Genomic DNA, 13,774 nt, shown 5'->3' on the forward strand with positions numbered 1-13,774 from the left:
CATATCTGAATGGCACTTGATCATCGTTATTCATCTCCCTGCTATTAAGGGTATTCTGAGTATGGTGCTTTTCACCAGCCAGCTGGCTTCGGCATAGCTGGCTTTTTTCGTGGGTTTTCTTCTAAGCTCTGAGGAGCTATCCGCATTGTCCCGTCACTGAGGCCTTATTCATGTCATCGCTCTTTAGCCGTCGTATTCATCCGGTGTATCTGGCATTTATGGCGGTTTCTTTTATGGTCGGCATCGCCGGCGCGCTGCAGGCCCCGACGCTGAGTCTGTTTCTCAGCCGCGAAGTCGCAGTCCGGCCGTTCTGGGTGGGGCTGTTTTACACCGTCAATGCGGTCGCGGGGATTGTGGTCAGCCTGCTGCTGGCAAAGCGATCCGACACCCGGGGCGATCGGCGGATGCTGATCCTGTTCTGCTGCGTAATGGCGACAGGCAACGCACTCCTTTTTGCCTTTAACCGTCATTATCTGACGCTGGTCACCGCTGGTGTTTTTCTCTCTGCTATCGCCAGCGTGGCGATGCCGCAGATTTTCGCGCTGGCGCGGGAATACGCTGACAGCTCTGCCCGTGAAGCGGTGATGTTCAGCTCCGTCATGCGTGCCCAGCTTTCCCTTGCCTGGGTAATTGGGCCGCCGCTCTCCTTTGCTATCGCGCTGAATTACGGCTTTACCGCCATGTTTCTACTGGCAGGGCTGCTGTTTATGGTCTGCGTCGCGCTGGTCTGGTTTACCCTGCCCTCGGTGCCGCGCGCTGCGGTATCCGCGGGCGTGCCGATTACGGCGATTAGTGGCTGGAAGAGCCGCGATGTGCGCATGCTGTTTATCGGATCGGTGCTGATGTGGACCTGTAACACCATGTACATCATTGATATGCCGTTGTATATCAGCAGCGTACTGGGGATGCCGGATACGCTGGCCGGGTTGCTGATGGGCACTGCGGCCGGTCTGGAAATTCCGGTGATGCTGCTGGCGGGCCATTATGTTAAGCGGCTGGGTAAACGCAATATGATGCTGGTGGCGATTGGCTGTGGGGCGCTGTTTTACCTTGGCCTGGTGCTGTTTCAGAGCCGGACGGCGCTGATGGTGCTGCAGCTGTTTAACGCGGTGTACATCGGCATTATTGCCGGAATAGGTATGATCTGGTTTCAGGACTTAATGCCCTCACGGCCGGGAGCGGCGACCACGCTGTTTACTAACAGTATTTCGACCGGCGTGATCCTGGCCGGGATTATTCAGGGGGCGCTGGCGGAAACCTTCGGCCATCACGCTGTTTACTGGGCCGCATTAGGGCTGGCACTGATGGCGCTGGCATTATCATGGCGGGTACGGGAAAAAAGGGTGATATAGCAGGGCCTTCGACATGCGGCGACGGAACACCCTATCAGCCCCTGAACAGCGTCAGGGGCTAAACGGCTGTTACGCCCCCGCCAAATTAACGCAGAAACGCGTGCTGTTTTTGCTCGTAGGCCGTGATATCTGCGTCGTGCTGTAGCGTCATACCGATGGCATCCAGCCCGTTAATCAGGCAGTGGCGGCGAAAACTGTCGATCTCAAAGGGATACACTTTCTCACCGACCCGCACCTGCTGTTTTTCCAGATCGACAGTAAACCGGATCCCCGGCTGGTCGGCGACCCGCCGGAATATCTCATCAATTTCCTCTTCACTCAGTGTCACCAGCAGAAGCTGGTTGTTGAATGCGTTATTGGCAAAAATATCGGCGAAGCCGGAGCCAATAATCGCCTGAATACCATAGTCGGTCAGCGCCCAGGGCGCATGCTCGCGTGACGATCCACAACCAAAGTTTTCCCGGGTAAGCATAATACTGGCACCGCTGAACTCGGGTTTATTCAGCACAAACGCCGGGTCTGGGATCTGCCCTTCAGCATCGGTGTAGCGCCAGTCAAAAAACAGATTGCGGCCAAAACCGGTGCGCGTCACCATCTGCAGGAACTGCTTAGGGATGATCGCGTCGGTATCAACGTTAGCGGCGTCCAGCGGCACCACAACACCACTGTGTTGAGTAAATTTCTTCGCCATAAAAGTTCCTTAAATCAGCTCACGGATATCAGCAAAGTGGCCGGCGACCGCAGCAGCGGCGGCCATCGCCGGGCTGACCAGATGCGTTCGCCCGCCGCGTCCCTGACGGCCTTCAAAGTTGCGGTTGCTGGTGGACGCACAGCGTTCGCCCGGGCTGAGGCGATCGTTATTCATGGCCAGACACATAGAGCAGCCAGGCAGACGCCATTCAAACCCGGCATCAATAAAGATTTTATCCAGACCTTCTTCTTCGGCCTGCGCTTTTACCGGGCCGGAGCCGGGCACCACGTAGCCCTGCACACCCGGTGCAATTTTATGTCCTTTCACCACCGCCGCCGCTGCGCGTAAATCCTCGATGCGTGAGTTGGTACAGGAGCCGATAAACACTTTATCTATCGGCACCTCAGTCAGGCGAACCCCGGGTTTCAGATCCATATAAGCCAGGGCTTTTTCCGCCGAGGCGCGTTCTACCGGATCGCTGAAGGAGGCGGGATCGGGGATCGGGTCACTGACGGCAATGACCTGCCCCGGATTGGTTCCCCAGGTCACCTGCGGCGCGATCTCAGCCGCGTCCAGCGTCACCACTTTATCGAAATGCGCACCGTCGTCGGTTTTCAGCGTGCGCCAGTAGTCGACAGCCTGCTGCCAGGCCGCGCCTCTGGGGGCAAAACGACGGCCGTTCACGTAGTGGAAGGTGGTGTCGTCCGGAGCAATCAGTCCGGCTTTGGCACCCAGTTCGATCGCCATATTACACAGCGTCATGCGGCCTTCCATGCTCAACGCGGCGACGGCTTCCCCGCAGAACTCCACGACGTGGCCGTTCCCCCCGCCACTGCCGGTTTTACCGATAATCGCCAGGGCAATATCTTTTGCCGTGATCCCCGGCGCGGTCTGACCGCGGACTTCGACCTTCATGGTTTTCGCCCTGGCCTGTTTTAGCGTCTGCGTCGCCAGCACATGCTCCACTTCTGACGTGCCGATACCAAAGGCCAGCGCACCCAACGCGCCGTGCGTAGAGGTATGCGAGTCGCCGCAGACAATGGTCATGCCAGGCAGTGACAGGCCCTGTTCCGGCCCCATCACATGCACAATGCCCTGGAACTGATGGCTGAGGTCAAACAGCTGTACGCCAAAGGCCTCACAGTTTTTTATCAGCGCAGACATCTGAATCCGCGCCATCTCACCGCTGGCGTTGATGTCACGCGACTGGGTCGAGACGTTGTGATCCATGGTGGCAAAGGTCTTAGACGGCTGACGCACCGTGCGACCGTGTGCACGCAGGCCGTCAAAGGCCTGCGCCGACGTCACCTCATGAACAAGGTGCCTGTCGATATAGATCAGCGGCGTTTCACCGGGTGCTTCGTGCACGACATGCGCATCAAACAGCTTCTCGTACAGTGTTTTCATATTTTTATGCTTCGCGAATAAACCGGGCAATGGTGCTGCCCATTTCATCGGTGCCGATTGACGTGCCGCTGCCCGCCAGGTCACCGGTGCGGTAACCTTCAGCCAGTGCACGATTAATGGCATGTTCAATAGCCTCTGCCGCCTCGGTTTCATTCAGGCTGTAGCGCAGCAGCAGGGCCAGCGACAGGATCTGAGCCACCGGATTGGCGATATTTTTCCCGGCGATATCCGGCGCAGAGCCGCCCGCCGGTTCAAACAGCCCAAAACCTTTTTCGTTCAGGCTGGCGGAGGGCAGCATTCCCATGGAGCCGGTGATCATGGCACATTCATCGGACAGAATATCCCCGAACAGATTCGAGCAGAGCATCACGTCGAACTGCGACGGGGCCTTGATCAGCTGCATGGTGGCGTTATCGATATACATATGGCTCAGCTCAACGTCCGGGTAATCCTGCGCCACTTCATTGACGATCTGGCGCCAGAGAATCGAGGACTGCAGCACGTTGGCTTTATCAATGGAGGTGACTTTGCTGCGGCGCTTGCGTGCCGATTCAAAGGCGATACGGGCAATGCGTTCGATCTCGAAGCGGTGATAGACCTCGGTGTCGAAGGCGCGTTCGTGCATGCCGCTGCCTTCGCGGCCTTTCGGCTGACCGAAATAGATCCCGCCAGTCAGTTCGCGCACCACCAGAATATCAAAGCCCTGATCGGCAATATCGCGGCGCAGCGGGCAGAAATCTTCCAGCCCCTTATACAGGCTGGCTGGTCGCAGATTGCTGAACAGTTGAAAATGTTTACGCAGGGGCAGCAGAGCGCCGCGCTCCGGCTGTTCTGTCGGGGGCAGATGCTCCCATTTTGGGCCACCGACCGAACCGAACAGAATGGCGTCAGCCTGCTCACAGCCTTTTACCGTCGCATCAGGCAGCGGAACGCCGTGACGGTCGATGGCAATACCACCGACATCGTATTCGCTGGTGGAGATGCGCAGACTGAAACGCTGGCGAATGGCTTCCAGCACTTTACTGGCCTGGGCCATCACTTCCGGGCCGATGCCGTCACCGGGTAATACAGCAATATGGTAAGTACGGGACATTTATACGGCTTCCTTCTGATCTTTATTCTGAGACTTACGCTGCAATTCCTGCTCCACCTGACGTGCGCGCCAGATGGTATTCAGCGCGTTCACCATTGCGTTAGCGGAGGATTCGACAATATCGGTCGCCAGGCCAACGCCGTGGAATTTACGGCCGTTGTACTGCACCACAATATCCACCTGACCCAGCGCGTCTTTGCCGTGGCCTTTCGCGGTCAGTTGATAGTTAATCAGCTCGGCATCAAAGTCGGTGATACGGTTGATGGCCTGGTAAACGGCATCCACCGGACCGTTACCGGTGGCCGCTTCGGTTTTCTGTTGTTCGCCGCAGCCCAGCTGTACCGTGGCAGTGGCAATCACCGTTGAACCGGACTGCACGTTGAAGGTATCCAGTGTGAAGTATTCCGGCTCTTCAGACTGTTTATTGATAAACGCCAGTGCTTCCAGGTCATAGTCGAATACCTGACCTTTCTTATCGGCCAGCGCTTTGAATGCATCGTACAGCGTATCCATGTTGTACTCGGCGTCGGTGTAGCCCATCTCCTCCATGCGGTGCTTGACGGCTGCGCGCCCCGAACGGGAGGTCAGATTCAGCTGAACCTGTTTCAGGCCAATGGATTCTGGCGTCAGGATTTCGTAGTTTTCACGATTTTTCAGTACGCCATCCTGATGGATACCGGAAGAGTGAGCGAAGGCGTTGGAGCCGATAATCGCTTTGTGCGCCGGGATAGGCATATTGCAGATTTTGCTGACGGTCTGGCAGGTACGGTAGATCTCCTGATGATTAATCCTCGTCTGAACTTTCATCAGCTGACCGCGGGTTTTAATTGCCATGATCACCTCTTCCAGCGCGCAGTTACCCGCGCGCTCGCCCAGGCCGTTCATCGCCCCTTCAATCTGACGGGCACCGGCATTCACCGCTGCCAGCGCATTGCCGACCGCCATCCCCAAATCATCATGGGTATGTACGGACAGGATGGCTTTATCAATATTCGGTACGCGCTCACGCAGTGCGCTGAAAATATTGGCATATTCATAAGGCAGGGTGTAGCCGACGGTGTCAGGGATGTTAATGGTTGTGGCACCGGCATTAATTGCGGCTTCCACCACCCTGCACAGATCGTCAATCGGCGTGCGGCCGCCGTCTTCGCAGGAAAATTCGACGTCATCGGTGTAGTTACGTGCGCGCTTCACCATTTTAACCGCGCGCTCGATCACCTCTGGCAGGGTGCTGCGCAGTTTGGTGGCGATATGCATTGGGGACGTGGCGAGGAAGGTATGAATACGGTAGGCATCTGCCACGCGCAGCGCTTCATAGGCGGCGTCGATATCTTTTTCTACACAGCGTGCCAGGCCACATACCCGGCTGTTTTTGATCTGACGGGCGATGGTCTGTACCGATTCAAAATCCCCCGGGGACGAAACCGGAAAACCGACCTCCATCACGTCAACGCCCATACGCTCCAGCGCCAGGGCAATCTGCAGTTTTTCCTTCACACTCAGGCTGGCCTGTAATGCCTGTTCGCCATCGCGCAGTGTGGTATCGAAAATAATGACGTGGTCGCTCATGGGATAGTTCCTTATCGGGTTTACGTCGCCGGGTGCTGCGAGCATAAAAAAACCCGCGCATCGGCGCGGGTTTCTTAGGTTTTACAGGCCTGAATCAGTGATTGATTCCGCCCACAAGTCTACCGCGCAAAGGGGATGCGTTTAGTAGTAGACCGAGTAGGCGGTTGGAACGAATCATGGACTCAAACCTCATTAAATTCTGCAAGTGACTTTATTGATACCTGATTAAGACCGGAGCTGTCAACCTTCAATAACGCTCCCCGGAGTGTGGGCATTATTTGTGCCGCCGGGCTTTAAAGGCCGCAGGGTTTTAATAACAAAACGATCACAATGTATATTTCATCACCACAGTATATTCCGCTTTACGAAGCGCAGAATTACAGTGTAAACGTCGATGGCAGGGGGAGGGCGGCAGAGCCTTAATTATCCCTTTCCGCACGTGTCGTAGGGTTTGCCGTTTGCCTGCCAACTTTTCTACGGTTATGGTATTTGCCATAACCTCGAAAAACTGGGGCTTCGCCCTGTACCTGGATGTTGGAAATGACTTCCACTGTCTGAGCATAATAAAAACAGGTTTTGACCTTATCTGCCGCCCGCAGTCCTTTACTGTCCGCGTGATGGCCGATAAATCAGCACCTTAAAGCCTGGAGGCAAAAATGGAGATGTTGTCAGGAGCCGAGATGGTAGTCCGATCGTTAATCGATCAGGGCGTAAAACATGTATTCGGCTATCCCGGCGGAGCGGTCCTTGATATCTATGACGCTCTGCAAACGGTTGGCGGCGTGGATCATATCCTGGTTCGTCACGAACAGGGCGCGGTTCATATGGCAGATGGCTATGCCCGTGCAACCGGTGATGTCGGCGTTGTGCTGGTCACGTCCGGACCCGGTGCGACCAATGCGATTACCGGCATTGCTACCGCCTATATGGACTCTATTCCGATGGTGGTGCTGTCCGGCCAGGTGATGTCTTCCCTGATCGGTTATGACGCTTTCCAGGAGTGTGACATGGTGGGGATTTCCCGCCCGGTCGTGAAGCACAGCTTTATGGTGAAGCGGGTTGAAGATATCCCCACCATTATGAAAAAAGCCTTCTGGCTGGCCGCCAGCGGACGTCCCGGGCCGGTGGTCGTAGACCTGCCAAAAGATATGATGAGTCCGGCGAATAAACTGCCGTACGTCTGGCCAGATGAAGTCAGTATGCGCTCATACAATCCGACGACACAGGGCCATAAAGGGCAGATTAAACGCGCATTGCAAACGCTACTGGCTGGGAAAAAGCCGGTGATCTACGCCGGGGGCGGGGTGATTAACGCTGCCTGCCATGAGGAGCTGCGCCAGCTGGCTGAAACGCTGAATATTCCGGTCACCACCTCACTGATGGGCCTGGGCGCATTCCCGGGAACCCATCGTCAGTGCGTGGGCATGCTGGGGATGCACGGTACCTATGAAGCCAATATGACGATGCACCATTCTGACGTCATCTTTGCCGTTGGCGTACGCTTCGATGACCGCACCACCAACAACCTGGCAAAATATTGCCCGAACGCCACCATACTGCATATCGATATTGACCCGACGTCGATCTCTAAAACCGTTTCAGCCGATGTGCCGATCGTCGGCGATGCGAAGCAGGTATTGCAGCAGATGCTGGAACTGCTGGCGCAGAGCGATGTGAAGCAGGATTACGACAGCGTGCGCGACTGGTGGCAGAATATCGATCAGTGGCGTTCACGCCAGTGCCTCGAATTCGATCGCACCAGCGATAAGATCAAACCTCAGGCGGTGATAGAAACCATCTGTCGTCTGACCCATGGCGATGCCTATGTGACCTCTGACGTGGGTCAGCACCAGATGTTTGCTGCACTCTATTATCAGTTTGATAAGCCCCGCCGCTGGATCAACTCCGGTGGTCTGGGCACGATGGGCTTCGGTTTGCCGGCCGCGCTGGGCGTGAAACTGGCCTTACCGCAGGAAACCGTGGTGTGTGTCACGGGCGATGGCAGTATTCAGATGAATATTCAGGAGCTGTCCACTGCGTTGCAGTACGGCATTCCGGTGCTGGTGCTCAATCTGAACAACCGTTTCCTGGGCATGGTGAAGCAGTGGCAGGACATGATCTATTCCGGCCGTCACTCCCAGTCCTATATGGAGTCACTGCCTGATTTTGTGCGCCTGGCGGAAGCCTATGGTCATGTGGGTATTTCAATAAGCCGCCCGGAAGAGCTGGAAGCGAAGCTGACGGAAGCGCTTGAACACCTGGCGAAAGAGCGCCTGGTCTTTGTCGACGTTAACGTTGACGGCACGGAGCACGTTTACCCGATGCATATTCGCGGTGGCGGTATGGACGAGATGTGGTTGAGCAAAACGGAGAGGACTTAATTATGCGTCGTGTATTATCGGTTCTGCTGGAAAACGAATCCGGCGCATTGTCCCGCGTGGTAGGTCTGTTCTCCCAGCGTGGCTATAACATTGAGAGCCTCACCGTGGCCCCGACGGACGATCCTACGCTGTCGCGGATGACCATTCAGACAGTGGGCGACGAGAAGGTGATTGAGCAGATCGAAAAGCAGCTGCACAAGCTGGTGGATGTTCTGCGCGTCAGCGAACTGGGCCAGGGCGCATTTGTTGAGCGCGAAATCATGCTGGTGAAGATTCAGGCCAGCGGCTACGGCCGTGAAGAGGTGAAGCGCTGCGCTGAGATCTTCCGCGGGCAGATTGTGGATGTCACACCGTCGCTTTATACGGTTCAGCTCGCCGGCACCAGCGATAAGCTGGATGCGTTCCTCAGTGCCGTGCGCGAAGTGGCGGAAATTGTTGAGGTCGCCCGATCCGGGATCGTCGGCGTTGCCCGCGGCGAACGCATCATGCGCTGATGCCACGGCGTGATAATTAAGATTGTCAGTTAACCCGGCGTAATGCCGGGTTTTTTTATTTTTGTCATAAAGCCCCCGCCGCCGATGAAAAGCGGTTGCTCGCGTAGGTATTCTGCGGTTAGATGTTACAAATACTAATCCATAGCGAAGTGTGGGGTTATTGTGAAACTGGATGAAATTGCGCGCCTCGCGGGTGTTTCGCGCACGACGGCCAGCTATGTCATTAACGGCAAGGCCAAGCAGTATCGTGTCAGCGATAAAACCGTCGAGAAAGTCATGGCGGTGGTGCGTGAGCATAATTACCATCCGAACGCGGTCGCGGCAGGGTTACGCGCCGGGCGTACGCGTTCGATAGGACTGGTTATTCCCGATCTGGAGAATACCAGCTACACAAGGATTGCAAACTACCTGGAACGCCAGGCACGCCAGCGCGGTTATCAACTGCTGATTGCCTGTTCAGAAGATCAGCCGGACAATGAAATGCGCTGCGTGGAGCATCTGCTGCAACGACAGGTTGATGCGATTATCGTCTCGACCTCATTGCCGCCGGAGCATCCTTTCTATCAGCGCTGGATCAACGATCCGTTACCGATAATTGCGCTGGATCGCGCACTGGATCGGGAACATTTCACCAGCGTGGTGGGGGCAGACCAGGATGATGCTGAGGCGCTGGCGGCCGAACTGCGTAAGCTTCCTGCCAAATCCGTGCTGTTCCTGGGCGCACTGCCGGAGCTGTCCGTGAGTTTCCTGCGTGAGTTGGGTTTCCGTGATGCCTGGAAAGGGGACGACCGTCCAATAGACTTTATTTATGCTAATAGTTTTGAACGTAGTGCCGCCGCCACGCTTTTTGAAAAGTACCTCGAAACCCATGACATGCCAGAAGCGCTGTTTACCACCTCATTCGGACTGCTGCAGGGGGTGATGGACGTAACGCTCCGCCGTGAGGGCCGGCTTCCGCAGGATCTGGCCATTGCCACTTTTGGCGATCATGAGCTGCTCGATTTCCTAGAGTGTCCGGTTCTGGCGGTGGGCCAGAGGCACCGCGACGTTGCAGAACGGGTACTGGAACTGGTACTCGCCAGCCTTGACGAACCGCGTAAACCGAAACCGGGTCTGACGCGCATCCGCCGAAATCTATATCGGCGCGGGCGATTAAATCGTAAAACTAACTAAGTTACCAGGGCAGCGAAAGCTGCCTTTTTCATATCTTTTATACCTTAAGGGCATAATTTAACCGTTACTCTGGTGTTACCTCAGGTAAATAAAAGTAAAAACCGCCGCGTAATGTCAGCATCTGATTATAAAAACTGAAGTTTATAAACACTCTGAAACGCCCAACCTCGCGCCAGACCGGGCCTCAAAAGGGTTGTGCTGGGAATGTTTTAAGAAATAACCTAAAATGCCGCCCACGTCGCAAAGCGGGTAGCTTATTTTGTGCGGAGATAAAGTGGTATTTTTTTGAGCGATTGAGAGGGGCGCAAGAATTTCCTGACGTTATTCATCAGTTTATTTCTAAGATTTATCTCCAGATAGTTTTTTTTAACTTCCCCGTGTTTTCTCCCCCGAAGAAATAATGCCAATCGGCTATGTATGCGGCTTGACAATGATTTCCTCTGCTCCGTACACTCTTTTGGTGGGAATTTGTGGAGTTAAGTGGTGATTTTGGGGATCTGGGGGGTGAGGCTGGCATGTTCCGTGGAGCAACGTTAGTCAATCTCGACAGCAAGGGCCGGCTTGCCGTGCCAACGCGCTACCGCGAAACGCTGATCGGGGAATCACAAGGGCAAATGGTTTGTACCATTGACCTCCACCAGACATGCCTGCTGCTTTACACCTTACCCGAATGGGAAATCATTGAACAAAAGCTGTCTCGTTTATCCAGCATGAACCCCGCAGAGCGCCGTGTACAACGCCTGCTGCTGGGGCACGCCAGTGAATGCCAGATGGATAATGCAGGTCGCTTACTGCTGGCGAACACGCTTCGTCAGCATGCGAACCTCACCAAAGAAGTGATGCTGGTTGGGCAGTTCAACAAGTTTGAGCTGTGGGATGAACAGACCTGGTATCAACAAGTCAAGGAAGATATTGACGCAGAGCACACCTCTCAGGAACCTCTATCTGACCGGTTGCAGGATTTGTCGTTATAGCTATGCAGGATAATTTTAAACACACCACAGTGCTGTTGGACGAGGCGGTAAACGGCCTCAATATTCACCCTGACGGCATCTATATTGATGGCACCTTTGGGCGCGGTGGACACTCACGCCTGATCCTTTCCCAACTGGGCGAGAAGGGCCGTTTGTACGCCATCGACCGCGATCCGCAGGCGATTGCCGCAGCCGCTGAGATTGACGATCCCCGTTTCACCATTATCCATGGCCCCTTTTCTGCGCTGGCAGAATACGTAGAAGAGCGTGGGCTGAGTGGCAAGATTGACGGGATCCTGCTGGATCTGGGCGTCTCTTCTCCGCAGCTGGATGACGCCGAGCGCGGCTTCTCCTTCATGCGCGACGGACCGCTGGATATGCGCATGGATCCCACGCGCGGTCAGTCGGCGGCAGAGTGGCTGCTGAAAGCGGAAGAGGCTGACATTGTTTTTGTGCTGAAGACCTTCGGTGAGGAGCGGTTTGCCAAACGTATCGCCCGCGCCATCGTGGAGCGCAACCGTGAACAGCCGATGACGCGGACGAAAGAACTGGCCGACGTTATTTATGTCGCCACGCCGGTGAAAGATAAATTTAAACACCCGGCGACACGCAGTTTCCAGGCCATCCGTATCTGGGTGAACAGTGAGCTGGACGAGATCGAAAAGGCGCTGAAGGGCTCACTGAGCGCGTTGTCAGCCGGCGGGCGTCTTTCGGTGATCAGTTTCCACTCGCTGGAAGACCGCATCGTAAAACGCTTTATGCGCGAACAGAGCCGTGGGCCGCAGATCCCCCATGGTATACCCATGACCGAAGCGCAACTTAACAGTCTGGGTGGTCGCCGCCTGAAAGCGCTGGGCAAAATGATGCCCGGTGAGAGTGAAGTGGCGGACAACCCGCGCGCCCGTAGCTCTGTGCTGCGTATTGCGGAGCGCACCGAAGCATGATCGGTAATGAGCGTCACAGCCTGCCAGGTGTGATCGGTGGCGATATACTGCGGCACGGCAAGATCCCATTGATCCTGCTGATTGCCTCGCTGGTTTCAGCGGTGCTGGTTGTGACCACCGCGCACAAAACACGTTTGCTCACTGCGCAGCGCGAGCAGTTGGTGCTGGAGCGTGACGCGCTGGATATTGAGTGGCGCAACCTGATTCTGGAAGAAAATGCACTGGGCGATCATAGCCGGGTGGAACGGATAGCAACGGAGAAACTACAGATGCAGCATGTTGATCCTTCGCAGGAAAATATTGTGGTACAGCGATAAGGACACACGGACTCAATGAGAGCCGCAAGTAAGACGCAGAAGTCGAAACGCCAGGAAGATCAGGCCAGCTTTGTTAGCTGGCGTTTTGCGTTGCTGTGCGGCTGTATCTTTCTGGCGCTGGTCGGGCTGCTGATGCGGGTGGCCTATCTGCAGGTGATCAACCCCGATCGGCTGGTGCGTGAGGGCGATATGCGTTCACTGCGCGTTCAGGCGATCCCCACTTCGCGTGGGATGATTAGCGATCGTGCAGGCCGTCCTCTGGCCGTCAGCGTGCCAGTGAATGCGATCTGGGCCGATCCCAAAGAGCTGCACGATAAAGGGGGGATCACCCTCGACAGCCGCTGGAAGGCCCTTTCCGACGCGCTCTCTATTCCCCTCGACCAGCTGGCAGCACGCGTAAATGCCAATCCGAAAGGCCGCTTCGTTTATCTGGCCCGGCAGGTGAATCCTGCCATTGGCGATTACATCAAAAAACTTAAACTGCCGGGTATCTTTCTGCGGGAAGAATCACGTCGCTACTATCCTGCCGGGCAGGTCACATCACATCTGATTGGTTTCACCAATATCGACGGCCAGGGTATCGAAGGCGTAGAAAAAAGCTTTGATAAATGGCTGACCGGCCAGCCAGGCGAACGGACGGTGCGTAAAGACCGCTTTGGACGGGTGATTGAGGATATCTCCTCGGTAGACAGCCAGGCGGCACACAACCTGGCGTTGAGTATCGACGAGCGCCTGCAGGCGCAGGTCTACCGCGAGCTGAATAATGCCGTTGCTTTCAACAAGGCGGAATCGGGTACGGCGGTGCTGGTGGATGTGAACACCGGTGAGGTGCTGGCGATGGCGAACAGCCCGGCCTATAACCCGAATAACCTGGCGGGTACCACGAAAGACGTAATGCGTAACCGCGCAATCACCGATATTTTTGAACCGGGCTCTACCGTCAAACCGATGGTGGTGATGGCTGCCCTGCAGCGTGGCGTGGTGCGCGAAGGCAGCGTACTGAACACCGTGCCTTACCGGATTAACGGCCATGAAATTAAAGATGTGGCCCGCTACAGCGAATTGACCCTGACCGGGGTGCTTCAGAAGTCGTCAAACGTCGGTGTTTCCAGACTGGCGTTAGCGATGCCGTCCAGCGCGTTAGTAGATACTTACTCTCGTTTTGGGTTAGGCAAAGCGACCAATTTGGGGTTGGTCGGAGAAAGCAGTGGCTTATATCCTCAAAAACAACGGTGGTCTGACATAGAGAGGGCCACCTTCTCTTTCGGCTACGGGCTAATGGTAACGCCGTTACAGCTAGCGCGAGTCTACGCCACGATGGGCAGCTACGGCATTTACCGTCCGCTGTCGATTACCAAAGTTGACCCGCCAGTGGCGGG

The 13,774-nt window shown here is 55.6% G+C and carries 13 protein-coding genes; 8 read left to right on the forward strand and 5 right to left on the reverse strand.

Annotated elements, in window-relative coordinates:
• Positions 1-170: 170 nt before the first annotated feature.
• Positions 171-1,352, forward strand: coding sequence for an MFS transporter (locus EPE01S_RS17035; RefSeq protein WP_062747498.1), 1,182 nt, complete (start codon positions 171-173; stop codon positions 1,350-1,352).
• A gap of 85 nt (positions 1,353-1,437) precedes the next feature.
• Here EPE01S_RS17035 and leuD read toward each other — a convergent pair whose 3' ends face one another.
• The 5 genes from leuD to leuL all read right to left on the reverse strand — a co-directional run bounded on the left by leuD (position 1,438) and on the right by leuL (position 6,305).
• On the reverse strand, positions 1,438-2,043 hold the full coding sequence (gene leuD / locus EPE01S_RS17040) for a 3-isopropylmalate dehydratase small subunit (protein WP_062747500.1): 606 nt from the start codon (positions 2,041-2,043) through the stop codon (positions 1,438-1,440).
• Between the two features lie 9 nt (positions 2,044-2,052).
• A complete protein-coding gene (gene leuC / locus EPE01S_RS17045) occupies positions 2,053-3,450 on the reverse strand; it encodes a 3-isopropylmalate dehydratase large subunit (protein ID WP_062747502.1) in 1,398 nt (465 codons plus the stop codon).
• Positions 3,451-3,454: 4 nt separating this feature from the next.
• Positions 3,455-4,543 carry a 3-isopropylmalate dehydrogenase gene (gene leuB, locus EPE01S_RS17050; RefSeq protein WP_062747504.1) on the reverse strand — a complete coding sequence of 363 codons (1,089 nt, stop codon included), beginning with the start codon at positions 4,541-4,543 and terminating at the stop codon, positions 3,455-3,457.
• The gene (gene leuA, locus EPE01S_RS17055; protein ID WP_062747506.1) at positions 4,544-6,112 is read right to left on the reverse strand and encodes a 2-isopropylmalate synthase; all 1,569 of its coding nucleotides are present in this window, start codon (positions 6,110-6,112) and stop codon (positions 4,544-4,546) included.
• 94 nt (positions 6,113-6,206) lie between these two features.
• Complete coding sequence (leuL, locus tag EPE01S_RS24110) at positions 6,207-6,305, reverse strand: leu operon leader peptide (protein ID WP_373279686.1); 99 nt, start codon at positions 6,303-6,305, stop codon at positions 6,207-6,209.
• Between the two features lie 463 nt (positions 6,306-6,768).
• On the opposite strand from leuL, the gene ilvI reads away from it, so the two are divergent.
• The 7 genes from ilvI to EPE01S_RS17090 all read left to right on the forward strand — a co-directional run.
• Positions 6,769-8,493 carry an acetolactate synthase 3 large subunit gene (gene ilvI / locus EPE01S_RS17060; protein WP_062747509.1) on the forward strand — a complete coding sequence of 575 codons (1,725 nt, stop codon included), beginning with the start codon at positions 6,769-6,771 and terminating at the stop codon, positions 8,491-8,493.
• A gap of 2 nt (positions 8,494-8,495) precedes the next feature.
• Entirely contained in the window at positions 8,496-8,987 is a 492-nt protein-coding gene (ilvN, locus tag EPE01S_RS17065; RefSeq protein WP_062747511.1) for an acetolactate synthase small subunit, read from the forward strand.
• Between the two features lie 162 nt (positions 8,988-9,149).
• Entirely contained in the window at positions 9,150-10,160 is a 1,011-nt protein-coding gene (cra, locus tag EPE01S_RS17070) for a catabolite repressor/activator (protein ID WP_062747513.1), read from the forward strand.
• Between the two features lie 515 nt (positions 10,161-10,675).
• A complete protein-coding gene (mraZ, locus tag EPE01S_RS17075) occupies positions 10,676-11,134 on the forward strand; it encodes a division/cell wall cluster transcriptional repressor MraZ (protein ID WP_062747515.1) in 459 nt (152 codons plus the stop codon).
• Positions 11,135-11,136: 2 nt separating this feature from the next.
• Entirely contained in the window at positions 11,137-12,078 is a 942-nt protein-coding gene (rsmH, locus tag EPE01S_RS17080; protein WP_062747517.1) for a 16S rRNA (cytosine(1402)-N(4))-methyltransferase RsmH, read from the forward strand.
• Positions 12,075-12,395 (forward strand): cell division protein FtsL, encoded by a 321-nt coding sequence (gene ftsL, locus EPE01S_RS17085; protein ID WP_062747519.1) that lies wholly within the window; start codon positions 12,075-12,077, stop codon positions 12,393-12,395. Before rsmH ends, ftsL begins: the two co-directional genes overlap by 4 nt.
• A gap of 15 nt (positions 12,396-12,410) precedes the next feature.
• Positions 12,411-13,774, forward strand: a 1,364-nt coding sequence (locus tag EPE01S_RS17090) for a penicillin-binding transpeptidase domain-containing protein (protein ID WP_062747521.1), incomplete at its 3' end; no start/stop codon positions are given.

The sequence above is a fragment of the Erwinia persicina NBRC 102418 genome (genome assembly GCF_001571305.1).
Taxonomy (GTDB): Bacteria; Pseudomonadota; Gammaproteobacteria; order Enterobacterales; family Enterobacteriaceae; genus Erwinia; species Erwinia persicina.

Excerpts from the sequence above, each read along its gene's own strand:
- EPE01S_RS17035 (WP_062747498.1), top strand. The coding sequence starts at position 171 with ATGTCATCGCTCTTTAGCCGTCGTATTCATCCGGTGTATCTGGCATTT.
- leuD (WP_062747500.1), bottom strand. The coding sequence starts at position 2,043 with ATGGCGAAGAAATTTACTCAACACAGTGGTGTTGTGGTGCCGCTGGAC.
- leuC (WP_062747502.1), bottom strand. The coding sequence starts at position 3,450 with ATGAAAACACTGTACGAGAAGCTGTTTGATGCGCATGTCGTGCACGAA.
- leuB (WP_062747504.1), bottom strand. The coding sequence starts at position 4,543 with ATGTCCCGTACTTACCATATTGCTGTATTACCCGGTGACGGCATCGGC.
- leuA (WP_062747506.1), bottom strand. The coding sequence starts at position 6,112 with ATGAGCGACCACGTCATTATTTTCGATACCACACTGCGCGATGGCGAA.
- leuL (WP_373279686.1), bottom strand. The coding sequence starts at position 6,305 with ATGAGGTTTGAGTCCATGATTCGTTCCAACCGCCTACTCGGTCTACTA.
- ilvI (WP_062747509.1), top strand. The coding sequence starts at position 6,769 with ATGGAGATGTTGTCAGGAGCCGAGATGGTAGTCCGATCGTTAATCGAT.
- ilvN (WP_062747511.1), top strand. The coding sequence starts at position 8,496 with ATGCGTCGTGTATTATCGGTTCTGCTGGAAAACGAATCCGGCGCATTG.
- mraZ (WP_062747515.1), top strand. The coding sequence starts at position 10,676 with ATGTTCCGTGGAGCAACGTTAGTCAATCTCGACAGCAAGGGCCGGCTT.
- rsmH (WP_062747517.1), top strand. The coding sequence starts at position 11,137 with ATGCAGGATAATTTTAAACACACCACAGTGCTGTTGGACGAGGCGGTA.
- ftsL (WP_062747519.1), top strand. The coding sequence starts at position 12,075 with ATGATCGGTAATGAGCGTCACAGCCTGCCAGGTGTGATCGGTGGCGAT.